Below are 22,188 nucleotides of genomic sequence, written 5' to 3'. Positions count from 1 at the left end.
CTGTGACCAGCGGATATGAACCACGCATCGTGGATGAACTGCTGGACGAGGTGCAGCCGCACCTCCCCGCCCTCGCGCTGCAGGGCGCCAAAGGAGTGGGCAAGACGGCCACTGCCCTGCAGCGCGTACGCACACGGTTCGACCTGAGCGACGACGTCGTCCGCGGCATCGTCGCCGCCGACCCGGCCGAGCTGTCGTCCGCCCCGGGTCCTGTCCTGGTCGACGAGTGGCAGCGCCTACCGCAAGTGTGGGACGCGGTGAGAAGAGCGGTCGACGACGGCGCACCAGACGGCCGTTTCATCATCGCGGGTTCCGCTGCACCTCGTGGCGCGGTCGTGCATTCCGGAGCGGGCCGGATCGTTCCGATGCGCCTGCGGCCGCTGAGCCTCGCCGAGCGGGGGATCGAGATACCGACGGTGAGCCTGGCGGGCCTCCTGAACCAGGACGCCGACCTCGGCGGTCGCACGACGCTCACACTGCGGAACTACGTCGAGGAGATCACGGCGTCCGGGTTCCCGGGTATCCGCCGCCGCCCACGGCCGGTACGCGACCTCACGCTGGACGCCTACCTCGACAATGTCGTGGAGCGCGAGTTCCCGGAGCAGGGCTATCCCGTGCGCAAGCCGGAGACGTTGCGGTCGTGGCTCCGCGCGTACGCAGCCGCCACCGCGTCACCCACCACGTACGTGAAGATCCTCGCTCACGCCAACGAGGCCAAGGGCGAGAGCCCCGCCAAGACCACCACGTTGACCTACCGCGACGCTCTGAGCGGGCTGTTCCTCCTGGACCCCGTGGCCGCATGGAACAGGGAGGGATCGGGCATCGCGCGGCTGACCGACCTCCCGAAGCACCACCTTGCCGACCCCGCTCTGGCAGCGCGGCTCCTGGGTCTCGACGAGTCCGCGCTCATGCGGGGCGAGCGGGGCACGGTCAGCATCGACCACGGCCGTATTCTCGGCGCGTTGTTCGAGGGCCTCGTCACCCTGAGCGTCCAGACCTATGCCCAGGCCGCCCAGGCGCGCGTCTTCCATCTGCGGACCGTGGGCGGCGAACGTGAGATCGACCTGATCGTCGAGCGTCCCGACGGGCGCATGGTCGCCATCGAGATCAAGCTCGCGGCAACAGTCGAAGCAGATGATGCCAAGCACTTGCGATGGATCAAGGCGACGCTCGGCGACGCCGTCGTGGACACGATCGTCGTCCACTGCGGACCGCAGGCCTACCGCCGCGATGACGGCGTCGGCGTCGTCCCGGCGGCACTTCTGGGCGCCTGACGGAGCCAGACGCGACAGGGGGCCGCGACGAGACCGAGGGGCGATCGTGCTGCCCCTCGGCCACGTCTCGCGCAGGTCAGCCGCAGGCGGCGGCCGGGTAGCCCACCGCGACCGCGGGCCCGTCGTCCGCCGCGACGGTGACGCTGCCGGCCGGGGCGGCGGACGTGCGGGTGTCGGCGACGGCCTGGCCGGAGCCGCCGGGCGCGACGTCCCGCACGACCCGTGAGCCGAACGGGGTGTCCACGGCCACGTCGGCGGGGGCGTCGGCCGTGCTGCGCACTGTCGTCACGACCTGCAGGCGGTCGTTCCCGACGCAGCGCGTGGCCACCGCGGGCTCGACCGTCACGTCCTCGGTACCCACGGCCAGCACGGGGATCTTGAGGTACGAGCCCGGCGTGGCGAACGTCAGGCGCAGGGCGGACGCCCGGACGGGGTCGAACCCGATCGAGGTGGTCGACCCGTTCGCGGCGGGGGCGACGTCCTGCGCCGTCGTCGGGTGCCACGCACCCTGGTCGTCGCGGTACTCGACCCCCACGCCGGTGATCGTGCCCTCGACGTTGGTGAAGCCGACCTGGTCGACGACCTGGGCCGCCGCGGGCTCGACGGTGAACGTCGCCTCGTCGTGCTTCGTCCCGCCCGTCCACGTGGACCACGCGGTGGCGGCGTCGCCGTCGCAGGCTTTCTGGGCGGGCAGGGTCTCCCACTCGGTCTGGTGGAAGCTGGCCGACACGGTCGTGCCGTCCGCGGCGCACAGGTCCTCGACGCCGTCGGCGCCCCAGACCTGCACCTCGGAGACCGACTGCCACGTGCGCGTCTCGGTGGTGAGGTGCAGGCGCAGGCCGGTCGTCGCGGGCAGCGCGGACACGTCGAGCACCCCGACCGGCGCGGGCGAGCCGGCGTCCTGCGCGAGCTCGACCCGCACGTCCGACGTCACCCACGCACCCGAGGCGTCACGGTACTCGGCCTCGATCGCCGACGGCCACGTCGCGCCCGCGCCGTCCTTGTAGGTGTGCACCGCTACCTGATCGAGGTCCTGAGCGAGCGGCCAGGAGAACGTCAGCCGGCTGTCCAGCGGGTAGGCGCCGCCCGACGCCCAGTCGTCCCAGCCCTTGCCCTTCACGTTCCCGTCGACGACGGTCGGCGCGAGCTCCGGCCGGCTCGACGCCGTCACGGACGACGCGGGCGCGAGGTTCACCACGCCGTCACGGTGCACGTCGACCGTGCGGGTGAACGTGCGACCGGCGGTGAACCCGCCTCCCGCGGCGAGCGTGCCGGTGATCGTGTGCTCGCCGAGCGCGTCATAGGCGGTCGCGTCCCAGGTGACGGCGACGTCGGTCACGGCACCGCCCGCCTCCACGGGCACCGTGGACGGGAGCCGGTCGCCGAAGTCCTCGCCGGGCGCCACCCGGTCGGGCAGGCGGTCGTCGACCACCCGCCAGATCTCCGCGCCCGCGCCCTGGTCGTCCCAGTAGCTCTCGTCCCAGCCGTCCGCCCAGCGGGCGGGGTCCTCGGTGGCGGGGTTGCGCATCGCCGCGCGGCCGTCCTCACCGATCGTGATCGGCAGCCACACGTACGTCGAGTCGGCGTTGCCCGAGTTCCAGCGGTCGCCCATGTACACGAACCGGCCGCCGCCGAGGTCGAGCACGTTCGTGGCCTGCGACCCGAACGTCGAGCGCCGCGTGTCCCCCACCGCGAGCAGCCCGTCGCCACCGTCGGGGATGGTGTCGTAGCGGACGTTCTCGTACTCGTCGTCCGGGTCCACGCCACGGATCCACGATCCCAGGATGCTGTCGGCCGTGTAGTACGTCTGCGGGTTCGGCGCCCAGCCCGTCGCCCCGGACGCGACGACGTAGTACCGGCCGCCGTGCCGGAACAGCGCGGGCGCCTCGAGCATCCCGCACTCCCGGACGATCTGGAAGTCCTCGCCGCGCACGGGCGCCTGCGCGGTGCCGTCCGCGAAGAGGTACGGGTACCGGCCGTCCTCGGAGTACTGGCCGGCGTCGGCCATGTCGACGTCGGTCGTGTGCGTGACGTTCGTGTAGGTGTCGTCGAGCTCGGCGACGTACAGCGACCGGTTCTCCTCGGACGAGTACGCGATGTACGCGGTGCCGTCGTCCTCCTGGAACACGGTCATGTCGCGCGCCTGACCGGGTACCGCCGCGGAGATGCAGTCCTGGTAGTTCGTCCGGTTCGGCATCCGGTACACGCCCGTCATGCGGAACGGGCCGGTCGGGCTGTCCGCCACCGCGACGCCGACCATGGACCGGGCGTAGTTGCTGCCGCCCGGCGTCGTCCGCCCGTCGGAGTGCCACCACAGCACCCACTTCCCGGTGGCCTCGTTGTGCAGCACCTTCGGTCGCTCGAAGATCGCGGTGAGCTCGGCCGCCTCGTTCGTGTCGAGGTGGTGGTCCAGCTCCGCGATCCGGTCGGGGCGCGGGTTCCCCGCGTCGTCGACCGTGTCGTAGAGGGCGTCGAAGTAGTCCGACTCCAGCTCGGCCGGGTCGGACACCGAGCGCAGCACGACACCCATGTCGACCCAGTTCTTCGTGTCGTACGACCGGTACGCGTGCACGCCCGGGCTGCCGTAGTAGCCGTTGCTGCGGTCCTCGCCGTACCAGTAGTAGACGGTCCGCCCGTCCTCCTCGGTCTCGACGACCTGGCCGCCGTGCGCCTGGACGTGCTCGCCGCCGTCGTCCGGCCACGGCGGCGAGATGTAATCGTCGGCGCCGGTGCCCGGGTCGAGGACCGGCGGGTACACCGTGGACGTCGTCGGGTCGCCGGCGGGCACGGCCGCCTGCGCCGCGGGCGCGACCATCCCGGCCGCGGCGACGGCCGCCCCCGCCGACACGGCGACGAGCCTGCTCCGGAGCCTCATGCGTTCCCTCCCTCGGCGTCGTGGGCGACGGCCGCAGCCCACGAGAGCATCGGCGACTGGCTGTTCGTCGCCCGCAGCGTGATCGTCACGGGCCCGGCAGCAGCGAGGTCGACGTCGGACGACAGGACCTCGCTCGGGCTGCCCCGGTCGAGGGTGACGCTCCCGGCCGCGTGCTCCTCGCCGTCGTACGTGACCACCACGTCGGCGCTGCGGCTGTTGCCCGGCCACCACGAGTGCGACCCGGCCACGACCGTGTGCCGCCCGGCGGGGAGGGTGAAGGTGTACGACACCTCGGCCCCCACCTGGTTCGCGGTGTACATCCCGGTGGTCGTGGTCTTGTCGTAGTCGCCGGCGACGATCCCCTTGTACTGCGTGTCCCGCGCACCGGACGCGTCCTGCGCCCAGTGGCCCCAGGCGGCGCCCTCCGCGCGCACCTGGTCGGGGGCGTCGTTGACGAGCCCCCCGACCAGGCCGTCGATCGCCAGGTAGGACGGCGAGTCGTGCCCGAGCGCGCCGGCCGCGGTGGCGTTGACGTCCGCGAAGGCCTCGGTGCCCGCCGGCACGACCTCGACGTGCGCCGTCGTCGTCACCGGTCCGTACGCGCCCGTCACGGCGACGGTGGCCCACGCCTGGTCGAAGCCGGCGTCGTCGAGCGACCAGGTGACCGGGACCTCGCGGGTGCTGCCGTCGGTCAGCTCGGCCGTGAGCGTCTCCGGCAGGTCGGGCGCCTGCCCGGCGTAGGTCGCCGCACGCACGTCCTCGACGTCGACGATCCGGTTCGCGACCGGGTCGGACGCCGTCGCCAGCCGCGACACCAGGGCCGCGGCGCCCTGACCGTCGAGCCGGTAGGGCCGCGGGTGCCGCACAGCCGCGCGCGCGTCGGCGACAGTGCGCTGCAGCACCGCCCAGTCGGTGTCGGTGAAGTCGTCGCTGCGCTCCACCGCCTCGGCCTCCGCGAGCGCCGCGGAGAGCTCGGTCGTGTCCGTGGGCCGGGACGCGCGCGCCGAGACCACGCCGACCGCGTCGACGTCGAGCGTGCCCGACGCGACGGTGAGCGTGACCGTGTGCTTCCCCCAGGGCAGGCCCCGCAGCTCGAACGCCTGCTGGTAGTGGCCGGACTTCCGGGTGCGGGCGTTCGTCGCCACGAGGTCCCCGTCGACGCTCACGTCCAGGCGGGCCGAGCCGTCGTTGGGCCCGAGCACGTCGAGCCCGGAGCCGGTGAATGTGTAGCTCACCGACGCGCCGGCGCCCTGGCTGACCGACGACGTGCGCCCGTACTCGTACATGCTCCGGCCGTTGTCGTGCGCCCAGTCGCCGTCGTAGACGAGCTTCGCGCGGGGCACCTCGGCGAGGTCGGTCATCTCCATGCCGTCCAGGTACTCGCCGTAGTACGGCACCTCGTCGGCCACGCGCTCCACGACGAGGTCGTCGAACTGCGTCCAGTGGAAGCCGCTCGCCAGGTCGACCCAGCCGGAGAGCACCGGGGCGTCGTCGGTCCAGGCGACGACCTCGGTGCCGTCCACCGAGGCGGTGACCCGGTCGCCCGCCACCTGCACGGACAGCTCGTGCCACGCGGCCGGGTCCCACCCGTCGCCGGCGACCGAGCCGGAGTCGATCTCCGCGCCGTACCGCAGGAGCTGCCAGTCGCCCGCGGAGCCCAGCTTGAGGGCGTATGGCGTGCCGTCCAGGCTGTTCGAGCTGCCCCCGCCGCTCGACCGCGCGCCGAGCGCGGCGTAGTTGTCCGCCGCGGGCCCCCGCTCGAAGCGGACGTCCACGGTGGCGCGGTAGTTGGTCCAGCGCCGGTCGCCGACCGCCGTGATCGGGTCGCCACCGTTCCACGCGCCGCCGACGCCGGTACCCTCGCGGTCCACCTGCTGGCGCAGCACACGCTCGCCGTCGTCGGCGAGGTACGCCTCGAAGGAGCCGTTGCGGTCCCAGGTGTAGAGCGGGATCGCCCCGGTGTCGCCGCCGCGGGACTCCACGAAGTCCTCCCGGCCCCGGAGCGTGCCACCGGGCCCCACGACGGGCACCGTCCTGCGGGTGTAGTCGAAGTCGTCGGACCAGAGCACGCCGCGCCCGGGATTCTTGTCGAGCACGGTCCGCTCGCCCTCCACGGGCAGCGGCGTCGTCAAACCCTCGTCGCCGGTGACGTCGAGGGACGTGACGGTGGTGACGGAGAACGGCGCGACGGTCACCGCGTAGGCGCCGTCGGCGCCGGCCGTCAGGTCCGCGACGTGCTGCTTGTAGTGCGCCGCGAAGAACTCGCCGTCCTCGGCCGCGCGGGTCTCCCAGACGGCGAGGGACGGGTCGGTACCGAGGTCGAGGTCCTCCGGCGTGATCCGGTAGGTGCGCGGGCGCTCGGAGTCGTTGACCAGCACGGTCGAGAAGTCCGAGCGGTCCGGGGCCGCCATCGTCAGGTAGTTCGGGCCGCCGTCCCGCCCGACGACCGGGTTGGTGCCCGTGGCCGTCGAGCCGGAGGCCTCCGGCACCGCCCGCCAGACGCCGGCCGTGTTGTCCGGGTTCTCCCAGCCGGTCACCGCGAAGCTCGAGAAGTGCTGCAGGACGGCGAGCCCGGCGTCGTAGTGCATCCACCCCGACCACGGGTCGCGGGCGCCGACGAGCTCCTTGTACGAGTACTGCCCGCCCTCGTAGAACGAGCCGATCGCCGGCTGGTACACGAAGTGGGTGCGGCGCGAGTTCACGAAGCCCTTGACGATGGTGTTGGCCATCTCGAGCGAGCTGCCCGTCCCACCGAGGCCCGTGCCCTCCACGGTCGGGTCGGCGGTGTTGTTGTGCGGCCGGAACGACGAGCTGCTGAACGTGGCCTGCGCCTCGCTGTTCCAGATCTGCTCGTCGAGCTCGTCGGCCAGGCGCGTGAAGCTCCCCTGGCGGTCGTCGTCGGTGTTGTAGTGGAACCCGGCGGCACCGACGGCGTCGCGCAGGGAGGCGTCGGCGACCATCTCGTCACCGAAGGTGCCCGTGCCCACCTCGTCGGAGATCACGACCTGGATGTCGTGGAACTTCTCCGCCTCGCCAGGGCGGAACCCGGCGAGCGCCGGGTCGTCGCTGACGTAGCCCGTGTCGTCCGTGCGCACACGTTCGGCGTACTCCTTGGTCCAGGCGAGGTCGGCGGCGTGCTCGTTCACGCCGGGGTTCACGTAGTCGACCATGTAGCCGTAGTCCCGGTACGCGGCGAGGATCGTGTTCTTGTACCAGTCGTAGACCTCGTCGTTCGTGTCCGCCCACGGCACCGCGTTCCACCGCAGGATCGACACCTGGACGTCGGGGTTGACCTTCTTCGCGTCGGCGGCGAGCTGGAACCCCGGGTGGCGGCGCACGTTCGCCGGCTCGTCCGGGGTGCGCATCGTCGCGACGTCGGACCCGGTGGAGTTGTTGCGGTCGTCGCCCATCTCGATCTTCACGTGCCGCATGATCGGGTGGTCACCGCCGAAGAGGACCCGGAGCAGCTCCGCGTATCTCTTCGGGTGCTGGGCCTTGTAGTCCATGAGGACGGCGCTCGTGCTGTTCGCGCTGAGCACGCCGAATCCCTTGAAGGTCAGCCCGTTGACGTTGTCCGCGCGCACGTCGTCGCCGTCCACGGTGATCGACGTGACCTCGGCGGCGGGCGCCGGCGCCGCGGCGGCGGTCACCCCGGCCACCAGGGTCGAGGCGACGAGCGCCCCGGCGAGCGTCCCCGCCACGGCTCGCACGGGCGTCCGTCGGCGGCGCGGAACCTCTCGTGGTTGGCTCGGCGGCCCGTCGGACCGTCGACGGGCACCTTCGACCTGGTCGAGCACGGCAATCTCCTTCGATCGCTCGATGTGGGCGTCCGCCCACCTGCTGATCACGTACGTTCGTTTGTGATCATGTTTGCGCACACATTATTGATGTGATGGAGCCGAGCGTACGAAACGGCCCCCATTGCCTCAACAAAAGGCCACCGCCGCCGGTAAAGCGATCACTGGCGATCACGAGCACCCCATCCTGAGTCAGGGTCGGAACCGGGGAGTCACCCGATACCGAGCGGCGTCCGCCGCTCGTACGGTCGAGTCATGACCACCACGAACCCGACCGCCCGCACGTTCTTCCGACCGAGCCACGGCCGCGTCATCGGCGGCGTGTGCGCGGGGATCGCCGACTACTTCGGGTGGAACAGGACCCTCGTCCGCGTCCTCACGGTCGCGTCGATCTTCATCCCGGGCCCGCAGGTCCTGGCCTACGTCCTGTTCTGGATCTTCATGCCGAGCGAGCGCAAGGCCCTGGGGCGCTGAGAGGAGCATCGTGAGACTCGTCGTCGAGCACGGAGACATCACGACCGCGACCACCGACGCCGTCGTCAACGCCGCGAACTCGACGCTGCTGGGCGGCGGTGGCGTCGACGGCGCGATCCACGCCGCCGCGGGCCCGCAGCTGCTCGAGGCCTGCCACGAGCTGCGCCGCACCACCCTCCCCGACGGGCTCCCGACCGGCGACGCCGTCGCCACGCCCGGCTTCGGCCTGCCGGCGACGTGGGTGATCCACACCGTCGGACCGGACCGGCACCGCGGGCAGACCGACCCCGCCCTGCTCGTCTCCTGCTTCGCCCGCAGCCTCGACGTGGCCGCCGACGTGCGCGCCCGCACGGTCGCGTTCCCCGCCGTCAGCGCGGGCGTCTACGGCTGGGACGCCGACGAGGTCGCGCGCACCGCCGTCGCGACCGCCCGGTCGTGGGCCGACGCCAACCCGGCCGCCATGGACGAGGTCCGCTTCGTCCTGTTCAACGCACCGGTGCGGGCCGCGTTCGAGGACGCCCTCGCCACGGTGTGACCCCACCGCGCGGCGCGTGCGCCCGACGTCCGCAGATTTCACCCGCTCGACTCCCGGCGGCCCCCACCGCGCCCTCGTGCCGGAAAGCCACCCCACCTGCGGCTCCACGCCCGGCAGGACGCCGCCTTCCCTCGGCGCGGCGGGCGCCGATGCGGCACAGTCTGGTGCACGGGTCTTGCACCGTGCGAGGGCAGGGGGCGCTCGGACGTGGGAGGGACGACGACGTGCGACGAACGGTGGTGACAGGGACGGGCGCCGTGACCCCCCTCGGGGCCACGGTCGACGAGACCTGGTCGGCGCTGCTCGCGGGGCGCAGCGGCGCACGCCCGATCGAGGCGGACTGGGCGGAGTCCCTCCCGGTCCGGATCGCCGCCCGTGCCGACGACCGCTTCGCCCACGGGCTGGCCGTGCCCGAGCGACGCGCCCGCGACCGCGCCGAGCAGCTGGCCCTGGTCGCCGGGCGCGAGGCCTGGGCCGCCGCCGGGTCGCCCGAGGTGGACCCGACCCGGCTCGGCGTAGCCGTCGGGACCGCGCACGGCGGTATCGCCACCACGCTGGCCATGCACGACACGCTCATGGCGGACGGCTACCGGCGGGTCTCGCCCCACACGGTCACGATGGCGATGGCGAACGGCCCCGCCGCATGGCTGTCGATCGACCTGGGCGCGAAGGCGGGAGCCCGGGCCCCGGTCAGCGCGTGCGCCGCGGGGGCGGAGGCGATCATCGCGGGGCGGGACCTCATCCGCTCGGGCGGCGCCGACGTCGTGGTGTGCGGGGGCGTCGAGGCCAGCCTGGTGCCGCTGTCGCTCACCGGGTTCGCGCGGGTGCGGGCCCTGTCGACCCGCAACGACGACCCGTCCCGCGCCTCCCGGCCGTTCGACGCCGGCCGCGACGGGTTCGTCATGGGCGAGGGCGCGGTGCTGCTGGTGCTGGAGGCCGAGGAGCACGCCCGCGCCCGTCGCGCCCCCGTGCTGGGGGCGGTCGACGGCGGTGCCCTCACGTCGGACGCCTTCGACATCGTCGGCGGCGACCCGGAGAACCAGGCCCGCACGATCGGCATGGCGCTGCGCTCGGCGGAGATCGAGCCCGCCGACGTCGGGCTGGTGCACGCCCACGCGACGTCGACGCCCGTCGGCGACGTCAACGAGGCGGTGGCGCTCCGCTCCGCCCTGGGGCCGCCGCCGCCGGTGACCGCGACGAAGGCGTCGACCGGGCACCTCCTGGGGGCCTCCGGCGCGCTCGGCGCCCTGGTCGCCCTCCTCGCGCTGAGCCGGGGCACGCTCCCGCCCACCATCAACCTGGACGACCCCGACCCGGGCATCGACCTCGACGTCGTCACCGAGGCCCGGCCGACGACGGCCCGCCACGCCCTCGTCGACGCCTTCGGCTTCGGCGGGCACAGCGCCGCCCTGGTCGTCTCCCAGGGCTGAGCCGAGGGAATTTCGGGGTGAAGTTCTCCCGGGACGCGTACGGCGCCGGGGAACGCAGGGGCGGTCGGCCGACTTCATCCTGCCGCGCGGACAGCCGCTCGCTCACCATCGGAAGGAGCGGGCAGCCCTCGTCGGGCCGCATCGCATCGGCTCAGGTCCCCACGGGAGGTTGACCATGGCGACGACGACACGATCGATGCCTGACGGCACGACCACCGATCGACCCCGCTCTCGGGCTCTCCGGCGGATCGGAACCAGCGCTCTCGTCCTGCTGGTGCTGATCCAAGGCGTGACGCTGATCGTCCAGGGCGGGCGGATCGACGACCTGGAGGAGGCCGCTGCGTCCAGCCGCGTGGGTCCCCCCGGCCCCGCCGGCGAGCAGGGGCCCCGCGGTGAGCCAGGCCCCCGAGGCCAGGAGGGGCCTGCCGGCGAACGGGGACCGCGCGGCAAGCAGGGTCCCCAGGGCGAGCGTGGTCCCCGCGGCGAACCCGGATCCACGACGACGTCGTCGGACTCCGGTGGAGTCGACTCCGCCCCGACGAACACGTACTTCGAGAACTGCGACGCCGCCCGCGCTGCCGGAGCGGCGCCGGTGTACGTCGGTGATCCCGGCTACGGCGGCCACCTCGATCGCGACGGCGACGGCGTGGCTTGCGAATGACGCCACCCGGCGACGTAGCGCCCGCTGTCACATCCCGTGCGGGAAGTGACAGCGGGCGCTACGTCGGTACGGCAACCCGTCAGCCGCAGCTGGTGGCGTCGTACGGGTGCGTCGTCGTGACACCGCCCGCGGTGACGGTCACCTTCCCCGCGTCGAGCGTGCGGACGCCGGCGCCGAACGGCTGCCGCCACGACTTGCCGGGCTGAAGCACGTCCCGCTCCCGCGTGTCGCCGAGCGCCTCGACGGAGACCGCGACCCGCTCGCCGGTCACGTTGGTCGCGCGCACGACCACGAACGACGTCTTGCCGCGGCACTGCGTGCCGACCTCGACGTCCACCGGGCTGGTCGGCGCCCGCAGTGGCGACACCGTGATCCGGTCGACGATCGGCGCCTCGTCGGCCTCCAGGTTGTAGTCGGCCGGCCAGGTCTCGGAGGCGTAGGTCTCGCCGTCCCAGTTGGTGGCCTCCTCGGACCGCAGGGTGACGGTGTTCTCCCCCGCAGCGAGGTCGAGCACCACGGTGCGCTCCCAGAAGTTGTTCGCGTGGAACGTCGGGACGAACATCTCCCGCTGCGGCTCGCCGCCGTTGACGGCGATGTCCGCGTGCCGTGCGACCGGGTTCGGGTTGTAGTGCGTGCCGTCCACCTGCTCCGGGTTGGAGTACCGGAAGACGACCGCGTGCGGGCCCGCCTCGGCGGCGTCGACGCGGAACGTGAGCGCCGCGTCGTTGCCCGGCTCGCCGCCGACGCCGGAGACGGCCTTGCCGCCCTCCGCGAGCGAGAGCTCCGTGACCGTGGCCGCGCCCGCGAGCTCCGCGTGCTCCGCCTGGTAGGCGGTGGCCGCGAGCGCCCCGGTCCCGGCCGCGACGGTGAGGCGGTCGACGACGACGCCGCCCGCGCCACCGGTGACGACGACCTTGTTGACGCCGCCGGCGAGGTGGGCGGCCACCCGCGAGGACCCGTCGAGGTCGAGCACGTCGTGACCGTTGACGGCCACGGTGCCCGCACCGGCGCCGAGCACGTCGACGCCGAGCGTCTTCTCGGCGTCGGTGTCGCCGTACACCCAGAAGGTGGCCGACTCGCCCTCGGCGAGCCGGACGCCGCCGGCGCCGGACACGGTGGCCGCGTCCACGCCGTCGGGCGCCGCGTAGACGGCGCTCCCGCCGGCCAGCGACGCGTGCTCCGCCTCGTAGACGTCCGCCTCGGCGTCGGGGTTCGGCAGCGACAGGGTGATCCGGTCGACGATGGCGTCTCCCTGGGTGGCGCCGCCGTCCAGACCCTGGGCCGCGAGGGAGATCGTGTGCGTGCCGGCGGTCAGCTCGACGGTGGTGTCGGCGTGGTCCCAGACCACCCACTTGTAGCCGAGCGGCAGGTGGATCTCCTGCTCGGCACCGCCGTCGACGCGCACGAAGACGTTGGTCGGGCCCTGCTCGGCCACGGCGTCGAACGTGTTGAGGCTGTTCGCGAAGACGGACAGGTCGTAGGTGCCGTCCTCGGGGACCGTCACCTCGAAGTCGAGCACGACGTCGGAGCCGGTGCGCAGGCCGCCGACGTCGTACCCGCCGGAGGTGTAGAACTTGCCGACGTCGGACGGCGAGCCCTCCGGCCCGTTCTTCGAGTACCCGGAGCCGGTGTGGACGGCGTCCTCGGCCTCGTAGCTGCCGTCCCACAGCGTGGGCGCGGCGGCGGTCGTGTCCCCGGCGCCGGCCGGGGTCACGACGATCTCGTACGCCGACGACTCGCGCAGCAGCGGCAGGTCCTCGCCGTCGAACTCGACGGCGACCTTCCCGTCCGCCACCGGCGCGGTGTACTCGGCGAGGTGCCACGGCTGGGCGGAGTCGCCGAGCTGGCCGGTCCACGGGATCTCCCGCACGGTGACGCGGACGTCGTCGCCGAAGACGTCGGCGGGCACGTTCACCAGCTCCACGGGCGCCGCGCCGTCGGCGCCGCCGACGATGGTGCGCGACAGGGCGCGGTCCTCGTCGAGCGTCGACACGCCCTGCAGCGTGTAGTTCTGGCCCGGGAACGGCGGCGTCACCTCGACGGTGCGGCCGGACATCCGCGAGTACGCGTTGTAGAGCCACCACTGGCCGTTGCCGCGGTTGGACTGCACCGCGGAGTCGGACAGGTTCCCGTTGATGTTCCAGAACGCGATCATCGCGTCGACCTTGGAGTCCTCGATGGCGGACATCCACTGGATCATCTGGCCGGGCACGGACGTGTGGTAGTTGAACGCGTACTCGTTGACGTTGACCGGCAGCTCGGTGCCCTCGTGCTCGGTGCCGGCGAAGACGTCGGCCTCCCAGGTGCGGTACCGCTCCACGGACTGGCGGATCCGCTGCGGGTGGCTGAGCTCGTGCCAGGTGATGATGTCGGGCACGGTCCCGGCCTCGACGGTGTGGGCCAGGAAGCCCTTCACCTGGTCGTAGAGGATGCTCGTGTTCGGCCCGGCGATGCGCGCCTCCGGCATCCGGTCCTTGATGAGTCCGTACACCCGGTCCCAGGCGGCGAGGTAGTCGGTGGGGTCGTCCAGCCACGACGTCCTGTCGTAGCTCCACTCGCCGGTGCCGAACATGTTGCCCTCGGGCTCGTTGAACGGCACGAAGACGATGTTGTCCCGGTACTCGGCCGGCAGCTCGAGCACCTGGTCCACCTGGGTGGCGATCTTGTCGACGAAGCCGTCGAGCTTCTCGTCGGGGGTGTCCCCGGGCCACTGGTAGGGGAACCCGCGGTGGATGTCGGTCATGTAGATGTACACGTCGCCGTCGGTGGCGTCGGCGAGGGGCCGCACCACCTCGAGCGCGTCGGCGCCCGGGTGCTGCGGACCGTCCTGCGCCTTGGTGGACACCGTGCGCACGCCCATGCCCTCGAGGAGGTTGTCGCTGGGCAGCCCGTCGCCGTACAGGCCGTAGAGGGTGCCCGACGCCCCGCCGTGGAAGTCGCCGGTGTCGGTGCCGAGGTCGACGCGGATCTCCCCGCGGTGCACGGTGACCTGTGCGGTCACGACGGCGCCGGCGGCATCGCCGGTCACGGTGAGCTCGCCCGGCTCGGCGTACCGCGCCGGGTCGACGTCCTCCCAGACGATCGGGACGTCACGGTCGTAGCCGTCGGAGTACGTCGCCCGCACGGCCTCGGGCAGGTCCGGTGCGGCCTGGACCATGGTGCGGACCTCGAAGGTGTCCTGCGTGAGTCCCGTCATGGCGGGAGTCTCCCCCACGAGGCCCGCCACCTGCTCCGCGCTCAGCGCGGCGCGGTAGATGCGGAAGTCCGCGATCGCGCCGTCGAGCAGCGGGTCCGGGTAGAACGACCTGCCGAGGTACCCGGCCGCGGCCGCCCCGTCGGTGAGCAGCTCGCCGGCGCTCACCGGGGTCGCGGCCGAGGCGACGGCGACGCCGTCGAGGTAGGTGGTGACCCGGTCGGCGTCGGTGTCGAGGGTCGTGGTGAGGGTGACCCAGTCGCCCTCCCGCAGCGCGCCGTGCCCGGTCACCTGGGACTCGCCGCCCCCACCGTCCGTCGTGACCGCGGTGCGCAGGTCGCCGTCGCCGTTCGACGGCGTGGTGAACAGGTAGCGCGACGTGTCGGTACCGAGGTCGTAGACACGCTGCCAGGCGCCGCCGCCGTCCCAGCGCACGCGCGCCGACACGGTGAGGTCGGCGGCGCCCTCGAGGGCGCCGCGCGGGATCGTCACGTACCCGCCGTCGGCGCCACCGGCCAGGTCGAGCGCGGAGCCGCCGCCCTCGGCGTCGTCCAGGTCGATGACGCTCGCGTCCCCGGAGATCGTCCCGTCGAGGCCGTGGCCGGACGTGTCGGGCACCGTGGTGCCGTCGACGTCGTCCATCGTGTAGTGCAGGTCGGGCGCCGGGACCTCGTCAGCCGCGGCGGGCGGGGCAAGAGCTCCCCCACCGGCCGCCAGAGCCAACGCCGTGGGTAGTGCCACCGCGACCCACCGCGGTCTGCGTCGTGAACGTGTCGTCCTCATCGTCGAGTCCTTTCTCTCTGTTCGGTGATCTCGCGCACGAGGCGGTCGGTCGCCGTCTGCCCTGTGCCAGGGCAGACGGCGACCGACCGCCGGGTCCAGGCGCTTCTCAGCTGCAGCTGATGCCCTCGTACGCGTGGGTCGTCTCGACGCCGTCTGCCACGACCGTCACCGACCCGGAACCGAGCGCTGAAGCGTCTGCTGCGAACGGCGTCCGCCAGGACTGGCCAGGCTTCAGCACGTCTCGTTCCCTCGACTCACCGAGAGCGGTCACGGTCGTGTCGGTGCGGGCGCTCGTGAGGTTGGTCGCCTCGACCACGACGAACGCCTGCGTCCCTCGGCACTCGGTCGCGACCTCGACGCCCAGCGGGCTCGCCGGCGTCAGGGTCCAGAACCGGTCGGCGGTCTCCTCGTCCGTCGCGGTCGTGTCGCCGGTGCCACCCGACCGGACCGTGAGCGTGCCGTCGTGCCCGTTGCCCGAGGAGTCGACCACGGTGGTGCCGCCGTCGGCCTCGTCGAAGGCGTAGCCGACCACGTCGCCGTCGGCGGGCTGCCCGGCGGCCAGGCCGGAGACCTCGGCCGCGGACAGGGCACGGCTGTAGATCGCGACGTCGTCCAACGCGCCGTCGAAGGCCGGGTCGGCCCCGTACTGCGACCTGCCGAGCCAGTTCCGCCCGGTGGAGGCGCCGAGGTCGGCCGGCGAGATCGTGATTCCCTCGTTGGATGCGACAGCCTCGCCGTTCACGTACAGCGTGCCGGTGGTGCCCGACACCGTGACGGTGACCTGCGACCACTCGCCGAGCGGAAGGTTCTGCCCCGGGTAGTCGAGGCGCTGCTCGCCACCGGCTCCGCTCGTGGTGATGGCGAAGCGCGGACCGCTCCCCGCGTTGAGCGTGAGGAACATGCTCGATCCGGACCCGGAGCCGATGTCGAACACCCGGGCCCACGTGGGCAGCGCAGCCGGCTTCACCCACGCGGTGAACGACCAGTCGCCGTCGAGCCCGTCGACGACGCCGTCCGGCAGCGTGACGTACGAGTCGGTGCCGCACAGGTCGAGCGCCGTCCCGATCCTCCCGACCTGGCGCGGTCCGTCCGGGGTGCAGCCCGCCGACGTCGAGCCGTCGGTCCACTGAACCACGGAGGCGCCGGGTTCGGTGCTCATCTGCTCGACGCCGAGCGTGAGGCCCGTCGCATAGTTGGCCAGGCGGACGTTGCCCTTGCCGTCCGGGACGAGCTGCCACAGCTGGCGATCGCTCCCGTCCTCGGGTCCGACGACGGCGGGTGCTCCGTTGCCGGTGGTCTCCGGCTGCGCGCCGAGGAGCTGTCCGCTCGCCGTGTCCACCACCGTGTGGAGGCCGGCGCCGGCGTCTCGAACCTCCCACGTGCGTCCCTCGCCCGCCGCGGCCTGCACGACGCCGTCGTCCGCGATGCCGAGCGGCAGGCCGGAGTTCACGTTGTCGAGCGTGTAGGTGCCGGCCAGGCTCCGGGCCTCCCCCGCCTCGGACACGACGACGTGGTAGCCGTACGCAGGATTCATCACGACGGGCACGGTGATCGACCCGTCGTCGCCGACGGTGTACGTCGTCTCCGAGACGGTGATCGGCCCGTCGGTCGGCGTCGTGCGCCCGTACGACGGCGTGACCTCGAGCTTGACGTTGACGTCGTCGCCGAGGGCGAGCTGATCGAGGCCGTTGACCTCGATCGAGGTCGGCCCGCTCTGGCCGCCCGCGATGATCCGCACCTCGTCCTTGGTGTCGTTCACCGAGGCCGCGCCGTCCAGCGGGCTCTCGTTCGACGGTGGGGTCGTGGTGACCATGTCCCCGACCATGTCGGCGTACCAGGTGTACAGCCAGTAGGCGCCGTTGGGCGCCCCTCCACGCTCCACGAGCAGGTCGCCCAGTGTTCCGGACTGGTTCCAGAAGGCGAGCTCGGCGCGGTCGATGCCGAACCGCTCGAACTTGGAGATGTACCCGACCAGCGGGCCCGGCAGGCCCACCTCGCCCGGGGACGCGTACTCGGCGATGTCGATCGGGAGATCGGGCAGGCCCAGCTCGTCGAGCATGGCACGCACCGACTCGACGTCGCCCTGGATCTTCGACGACCGGATGAGCTCGTGCCACTCGAGCACGTCGGGGACGGTGTCCGTCTCCTTCGCGAACTCGAGGAACTGGCGCATGTCGGAGATGTTGTCCGAGAAGCTCGGCCCCTGGATCGGGACGTCCGGCCCGAGCTCCTCACGGAGCACGCGGTAGCTGAACTCCCACAGCTCCTCGAAGGTGCCGTTCTCCTCCAGCCAGGTGTTGTCGGACTCGTTCCACGGGGCGTAGGCCACGATGTTGGTCGCCCCGGAGGCCTTCACGTCGGCCACGACGTCCCGGATGACGTCCTCCCACGCCTTGCGGTCGTCGGTGTTCTCCCAGCTGAACCGGTACGGCCAGCCCGGGTAGTAGTCGCAGAGCCGGATGACGATGCCGGCGTCGTGCCGCGCGGCGGTCTGCCACGCGTCGAGGGCGTCGCCCGTGGGCTGCTGCCGGCCCCCGGGCGGCATCTGCACGAACGTGTTCGGCTTGATCGGGGCGATGAGGTCGTCGGACGGCACACCCTCGTCGGCGATGCCGTACAGCGACCCGGTCGCCACGTGGGAGACCTCGCGGAACGGCTGGTCGGCCTCGACGACCAGGGTCGACTCCGGGCCCGGTTCGGCCGCCGCCGTCGTCGTGCTCACGGCGGCGCCCACGGTGCCGAGCGCCACGGCGCTCACGGCCGTGACGGCCGTCATCGCGACCCGCCGACGCGGGACCGGCGACGGTGATCTTCTCGTCAGAGACATCTTCGTACTCCTCGTGTGAGGCGGACGACACTGCGTCGTGCCCTCCGCGGACGTGATCGTGCGAATGTCGTGGATCTGCCCCGGCAGGCCGGGGTGTCTCGTCCGCCCTCCTCTCTCGTCACGCTCCACCACCTGCCGAACCGGTTCGACGACCGCCGTCGAGCAACCGCCGCCCCATCGGGTGGTCAGGTCGCCGGCCCGCCGTCGCTCCCGGCGCCGACATCTCCCGCGGTCCGCCCCACCAGGTGGCCCAGCGCGCCGTCCCGCAGGAACACGGGCACGACGTCGAGCGGGGCGGCCGCACGGACCGTCGTGCCGCCGTCGTGCACCCGGCCGGTGGCCGCGTCCGTCCAGGACGCGCCGTCCGGCAGGTGGACGTCGCGCTCGCGCGCCCCGGGCGTGATCACCGGCGCGACGAGCACGTCCGGACCGAGCAGGAACTGGTCGTCGACCTCCCAGGCCCGAGGGTCGTGGGGGAAGTCGTGGAAGAGGCCGCGCATCACGGGCTGGCCGTCGGTGTGCGCGGCACGCATCACCTCGCGCACGTACGGGCGCAGCGACTCGCGCAGGTGCACGTAGCGCTCCAGCACCCGGTACACCTCGTCGCCGAAGCTCCACAGCTCGTTGGGGCCGCCCGAGCGCAGGCGCCGCGACCCGTCCGCGGCGGTGACCTCCTCGTACGGGAGCCGGTCGCCGTGCAGCCGCATCACCGGGCTGAACGCGCCGAGCTGGAACCAGCGCACCAGCAGCTCGTGGAACGCGGGGTCGCGCACGTCGCCGCGGTGGAAGCCGCCGATGTCGGTGGTGAACCAGGGGATCCCGGCGACGCCCATGTGGATGCCGGCGGTGACCTGGCGGGCCAGGTCCTCCCAGGTGGAGGAGACGTCGCCCGACCAGGCCAGGGCGCCGTACCGCTGGCTCCCCGCCCAGGCGCAGCGCACGAGGTTGACGACCTCGGTCTCGCCGGCCGCCCGCTGCGCCTCGTGGACGGCGCGGGAGAACGCCTGCGGGTAGAGGTTGCCGACGCGCTGGTAGGGGCCGGCGTGGGTGCGGTAGGCGTCGTGGTCGTAGACGCCGAACTCCGGCTCGGCCTCGTCCAGCCAGTACGTGCGGATGCCGTGCGCGCCGTAGTTCCGCGCCAGGGTGTCGGCCAGCCAGGTGCGCGCCTCGGGGTTCGTGACGTCGAGGAAGACGCTCGGGCCCTCGAACGACATCTGCACGTCGACGCCGCGGTCGGCACGGACGAGCAGGTTGTTCCGCCGCAGCTCCGCGAAGTTCTCCGACTCCAGCGAGACCTGCGGCCAGACGGAGACCATGAGCTCGACGCCGAGCTCGCGCAGCTCGGCGACCATCGCCGCCGGGTCGGGCCAGAACTCCTCCTCGAACCGGTAGTCGCCCATGCGGGGCCAGTGGAAGAAGTCGGCCACGATCACGTCGAGCGGCAGGCCGCGGCGCTTGTGCTCCCGCGCCACCTCGAGGAGCTGCCCCTGGTTCCAGTACCGCAGCTTGCACTGCCAGAACCCGAGGCCGCGCTCCGGCATCATCGGGGCGTGCCCGGTCGCGTCGGCGTAGTTGCGGGCGATCGCCGGCGGCGTGGCCCCGGCCGTCACCCAGTAGTCGAGCTGGCGCGTGGACTCCGCGTGCCACTCGGTGCGGTTGCGGGCGAACGTGGCCCGCCCGATCGCCGGGTCGTGCCACAGGAACCCGTACCCGGCGCTGGAGACGACGAACGGCACGGATGCCTGCGAGTTGCGGTGCGCCAGCTCGAAGGTCGAGCCCTTGAGGTCCAGCACGTGCTGCTGGTACTGCCCCATCCCGGCGAGCCGCTCGCGCGGGTCGGCCTCGAACGACGCCGTGAGGGTGTGCCCGTCGTCCCCCGGCCGGGGGCGGAAGCGCCGGGCCCGCAGGTCCAGCGACCCGCCGCGGCCGAGCTCGCGGAACAGCAGGCGACCGTCGGCGTCGTAGAACGCCAGCTCGCACCGGGACACCTCGTGGCCCACGGGCTCGTGGAACCACGACGATGCGGTGAGCTCGACGCGGATCGCGCCGTGGCGCAGTGTGGCGCCGTCGTCGCGGAGCTCGACGCTCGCGCCGGCGTGCGCTGCCGGGTCGGGCGGCAGCAGCGCCCAGTCCGTGTCCTCGACGTCGCCCATGACGGTGGCGCGCACGCGCACGCTGTCGCGGCCCCACGGCTCGACGACGAGTGTCTCGCCGCCGCCGCGCCAGGTCAGGCGGGCGCCGTCGGCGCGGATCGGCGAGGCGGCGCCGGACGGCGCGGGGCTCGGAGTGGTCGTGTCGGTCACCGGGTCTCCTTCGACGGTCACGGGGTGCGGTGGGTGCGGTGGGTGCGGCCCGGGTCAGGTGGTGGGGACGAGGACGCGCATGGTGGACGGGCCACGCTCGGCCCAGCGGTGGTACGGCACGAGCGGGACCTCGAAGGCCTCCGGTGTGCCGCCGTCCGGCGCGGGGACCGGAGGGCCGGAGGTGAACGGCGGGGCTCCGGTGCCACCGCCGGGCAGCGGCACGGTGCGCACCCGCACGAGGGCACCGTCGCCGTGCGCGCGGACCTCCGCCCGGGCGTCGAGGCGGACCTCCTCCAGCGCGACGCCGTCCGGCAGGTCGACGGACTCCAGCGCGAGCACCAGCGGCCCGCGCTCGACCGCGACGGTCCCCCGCGCCGCGTCGACCCGCGGGTCGGGCCAGGTCAGGCGCGGCCCCACGGGCAGGCGCAGGGTCAGCACGTCCCCGGCGGCGAGGGCCGCGCCGGCGTCGGCCCAGCCGGGCGCGACCGGTCGCGCGTCGGCGTCGGGCCCGCCCCGGGCGAGCGTGGCGCCGTCGGCCCAGTGCGGCACGCGCAGGCGCAGGCGCACGGGCCGCGCGGGCGCCTCGACCACCTCGACGCGCACCTCGCCGTCGTCCGGGTAGCGCGTGTCGACACGCAGGGCGAGGACGTCGCCGTCGTCGAGCGCGACCCGCACGTCCCCGGCGGCGTACTGCGCGAGCGTCACGACGGCCGGCTCGTCGTCCGCCGGCGCGTCGACGAACGCCGCGTACGCCTGCCACGACGCGAGCGTGCGCGCCACGTTGGTGGGGCAGCAGGAGACGTCGAACCACGGCGCGCGGGCACTCCCCTCCGCGCGCGGGTTGACGGCGTCGGGCCGCATCGGGGCGCCCTTCTCGCGCTGCTGCAGCGGGTTGGCGTAGAAGAACGCCCGGCCGTCGGCGCGCGGCGACGTGGCGACGACGTTGAACAGGGTGCGCTCGATGAGGTCCGCATACCGCACGTCGCCGGTGGCGAGCAGCAGCCGCCACGACACCATGACGGACGCGACGCCCGCGCAGGTCTCGCAGTAGGCGCGGTCCGGCGGCAGCTCCCAGTCGTCACCGAAGCCCTCGTCCTGGTGCCGCGAGCCCATGCCGCCGGTGAGGTAGGTGCGGCGCTCCACCGTGCGCGCCCACTGCCGCTCGACGGCGGCGCGGAGGCCGTCGTCGTGCGTGTCGACGGCGACGTCGACCGCGCCGGCGGCGAGGTACAGCGCGCGCACCGCGTGTCCCCGCCAGACGTCCGCCTCCCGCACCGCGACGTCGTCCTGGAAGTACGCGGGGCTGAGCAGGGCGATCGGCGAGAGCGTGCCGTGGCCACGCCGCTCCACGAACAGCCGGGCCTGCGCGGTGTAGCGCGGCTCGCCGAGGGCGCGGCCCAGCTCGGCCAGGCCGACCTCGATCTCGGGGTGGCCGCAGATCCCCGCGCGGCCGGCGGGCCCGAACTCCCGGCAGACGTGGTCGGCAGCCCTCCGGGCGACGTCGACGAGGCGGTCGTCGGCGCCGACGGTGCGCACCCGAGCCACGGCGGCCTGCAGCAGGTGGCCGGTGCAGTACAGCTCGTGGCCGGACGACAGGTCGGTGTACCGGCCCGGCCGCCCGGGGTGCCCGAAGCACGTGTTGAGGTAGCCGTCGTCGTCCTGCGCGGCCGCGACGCGGTCGACCACCGCGGCGAGCATCTTCTCCACGGCGGGGTCGCCCGTGCGCCCCTGCTCCCAGGCGAGCGCCTCGAGGAGCTTGTACACCTCCGAGTCGGAGAACTGCCAGCCCGGCCGGTCGCGGCCGGTGGTGCCCGCGGCGGCGCGGTCGAAGTTGCCGAGCCAGCCGAGGCGCTCCATCCAGTCGAGGCAGTGCTGGAACGTCGCGCGGGCGTTGGTGGCCTGCAGGCGCCCCCAGAACCCGCCGTCGAGCGTCAGCTCGCCGAGGCCCAGGCCCCGGCGCGGGCCGGGCGGGACGACCGGACGGGCGAGCGTCGGGGTCGGTGCGGGGCGTGTCGAGGTGTCGGTCATGTGCTTCT

General features: G+C 73.2%; 11 protein-coding genes. 5 read left to right on the top strand and 6 right to left on the bottom strand.

Annotation, left to right across the window (positions count from 1 at the left end):
* Positions 1 to 29: 29 nt before the first annotated feature.
* Entirely contained in the window at positions 30 to 1,274 is a 1,245-nt protein-coding gene (locus EYB28_RS02120) for an ATP-binding protein (RefSeq protein ID WP_240930349.1), read from the top strand.
* A gap of 76 nt (positions 1,275 to 1,350) precedes the next feature.
* Here the strand turns inward: EYB28_RS02120 and EYB28_RS02115 are convergent, their stop codons facing one another.
* Both EYB28_RS02115 and EYB28_RS02110 read right to left on the bottom strand, forming a co-directional pair.
* On the bottom strand, positions 1,351 to 4,149 hold the full coding sequence (locus tag EYB28_RS02115; protein ID WP_166844450.1) for a discoidin domain-containing protein: 2,799 nt from the start codon (positions 4,147 to 4,149) through the stop codon (positions 1,351 to 1,353).
* Positions 4,146 to 7,859: an Ig-like domain-containing protein gene (locus EYB28_RS02110; RefSeq protein WP_166844448.1), complete on the bottom strand. Its 3,714-nt coding sequence runs from the start codon at positions 7,857 to 7,859 to the stop codon at positions 4,146 to 4,148. The genes EYB28_RS02115 and EYB28_RS02110 overlap by 4 nt, the downstream gene beginning before the upstream one ends.
* A gap of 342 nt (positions 7,860 to 8,201) precedes the next feature.
* Here EYB28_RS02110 and EYB28_RS02105 point away from each other — a divergent pair, with 342 nt between their 5' ends.
* The 4 genes from EYB28_RS02105 (at position 8,202) to EYB28_RS20570 (ending at position 11,046) form a co-directional block, all read left to right on the top strand.
* Positions 8,202 to 8,420 (top strand): PspC domain-containing protein, encoded by a 219-nt coding sequence (locus tag EYB28_RS02105; RefSeq protein ID WP_166844446.1) that lies wholly within the window; start codon positions 8,202 to 8,204, stop codon positions 8,418 to 8,420.
* Positions 8,421 to 8,430: 10 nt separating this feature from the next.
* On the top strand, positions 8,431 to 8,955 hold the full coding sequence (locus EYB28_RS02100; RefSeq protein ID WP_166844444.1) for an O-acetyl-ADP-ribose deacetylase: 525 nt from the start codon (positions 8,431 to 8,433) through the stop codon (positions 8,953 to 8,955).
* A gap of 164 nt (positions 8,956 to 9,119) precedes the next feature.
* Complete coding sequence (locus tag EYB28_RS02095; RefSeq protein ID WP_370459428.1) at positions 9,120 to 10,385, top strand: beta-ketoacyl synthase; 1,266 nt, start codon at positions 9,120 to 9,122, stop codon at positions 10,383 to 10,385.
* Between the two features lie 175 nt (positions 10,386 to 10,560).
* Positions 10,561 to 11,046 carry an excalibur calcium-binding domain-containing protein gene (locus tag EYB28_RS20570; protein WP_370459427.1) on the top strand — a complete coding sequence of 162 codons (486 nt, stop codon included), beginning with the start codon at positions 10,561 to 10,563 and terminating at the stop codon, positions 11,044 to 11,046.
* A 79-nt stretch (positions 11,047 to 11,125) separates the two neighbouring features.
* On the opposite strand, the gene EYB28_RS02080 is transcribed toward EYB28_RS20570, so the two are convergent.
* The 4 genes from EYB28_RS02080 to EYB28_RS02065 form a co-directional block, all read right to left on the bottom strand.
* A complete protein-coding gene (locus EYB28_RS02080) occupies positions 11,126 to 14,980 on the bottom strand; it encodes a LamG-like jellyroll fold domain-containing protein (protein ID WP_240930347.1) in 3,855 nt (1,284 codons plus the stop codon).
* A gap of 148 nt (positions 14,981 to 15,128) precedes the next feature.
* On the bottom strand, positions 15,129 to 17,798 hold the full coding sequence (locus EYB28_RS02075; protein WP_166844438.1) for a LamG-like jellyroll fold domain-containing protein: 2,670 nt from the start codon (positions 17,796 to 17,798) through the stop codon (positions 15,129 to 15,131).
* 236 nt (positions 17,799 to 18,034) lie between these two features.
* Positions 18,035 to 20,152: a TIM-barrel domain-containing protein gene (locus EYB28_RS02070; RefSeq protein WP_240930346.1), complete on the bottom strand. Its 2,118-nt coding sequence runs from the start codon at positions 20,150 to 20,152 to the stop codon at positions 18,035 to 18,037.
* A gap of 54 nt (positions 20,153 to 20,206) precedes the next feature.
* The gene (locus tag EYB28_RS02065) at positions 20,207 to 22,180 is read right to left on the bottom strand and encodes a glycoside hydrolase family 127 protein (protein ID WP_166844436.1); all 1,974 of its coding nucleotides are present in this window, start codon (positions 22,178 to 22,180) and stop codon (positions 20,207 to 20,209) included.
* Positions 22,181 to 22,188: the final 8 nt, after the last annotated feature.

This window comes from Isoptericola sp. BMS4 (assembly GCF_011634835.1).
GTDB lineage: Bacteria > Actinomycetota > Actinomycetes > Actinomycetales > Cellulomonadaceae > Isoptericola.
Note: the sequence above shows the minus strand (reverse complement) of the source record. Positions and strands in the feature narration are given on the sequence as shown.

Excerpts from the sequence above, each read along its gene's own strand:
- EYB28_RS02115 (WP_166844450.1), bottom strand. The coding sequence starts at position 4,149 with ATGAGGCTCCGGAGCAGGCTCGTCGCCGTGTCGGCGGGGGCGGCCGTC.
- EYB28_RS02105 (WP_166844446.1), top strand. The coding sequence starts at position 8,202 with ATGACCACCACGAACCCGACCGCCCGCACGTTCTTCCGACCGAGCCAC.
- EYB28_RS20570 (WP_370459427.1), top strand. The coding sequence starts at position 10,561 with ATGGCGACGACGACACGATCGATGCCTGACGGCACGACCACCGATCGA.
- EYB28_RS02075 (WP_166844438.1), bottom strand. The coding sequence starts at position 17,798 with ATGACGGCCGTCACGGCCGTGAGCGCCGTGGCGCTCGGCACCGTGGGC.
- EYB28_RS02065 (WP_166844436.1), bottom strand. The coding sequence starts at position 22,180 with ATGACCGACACCTCGACACGCCCCGCACCGACCCCGACGCTCGCCCGT.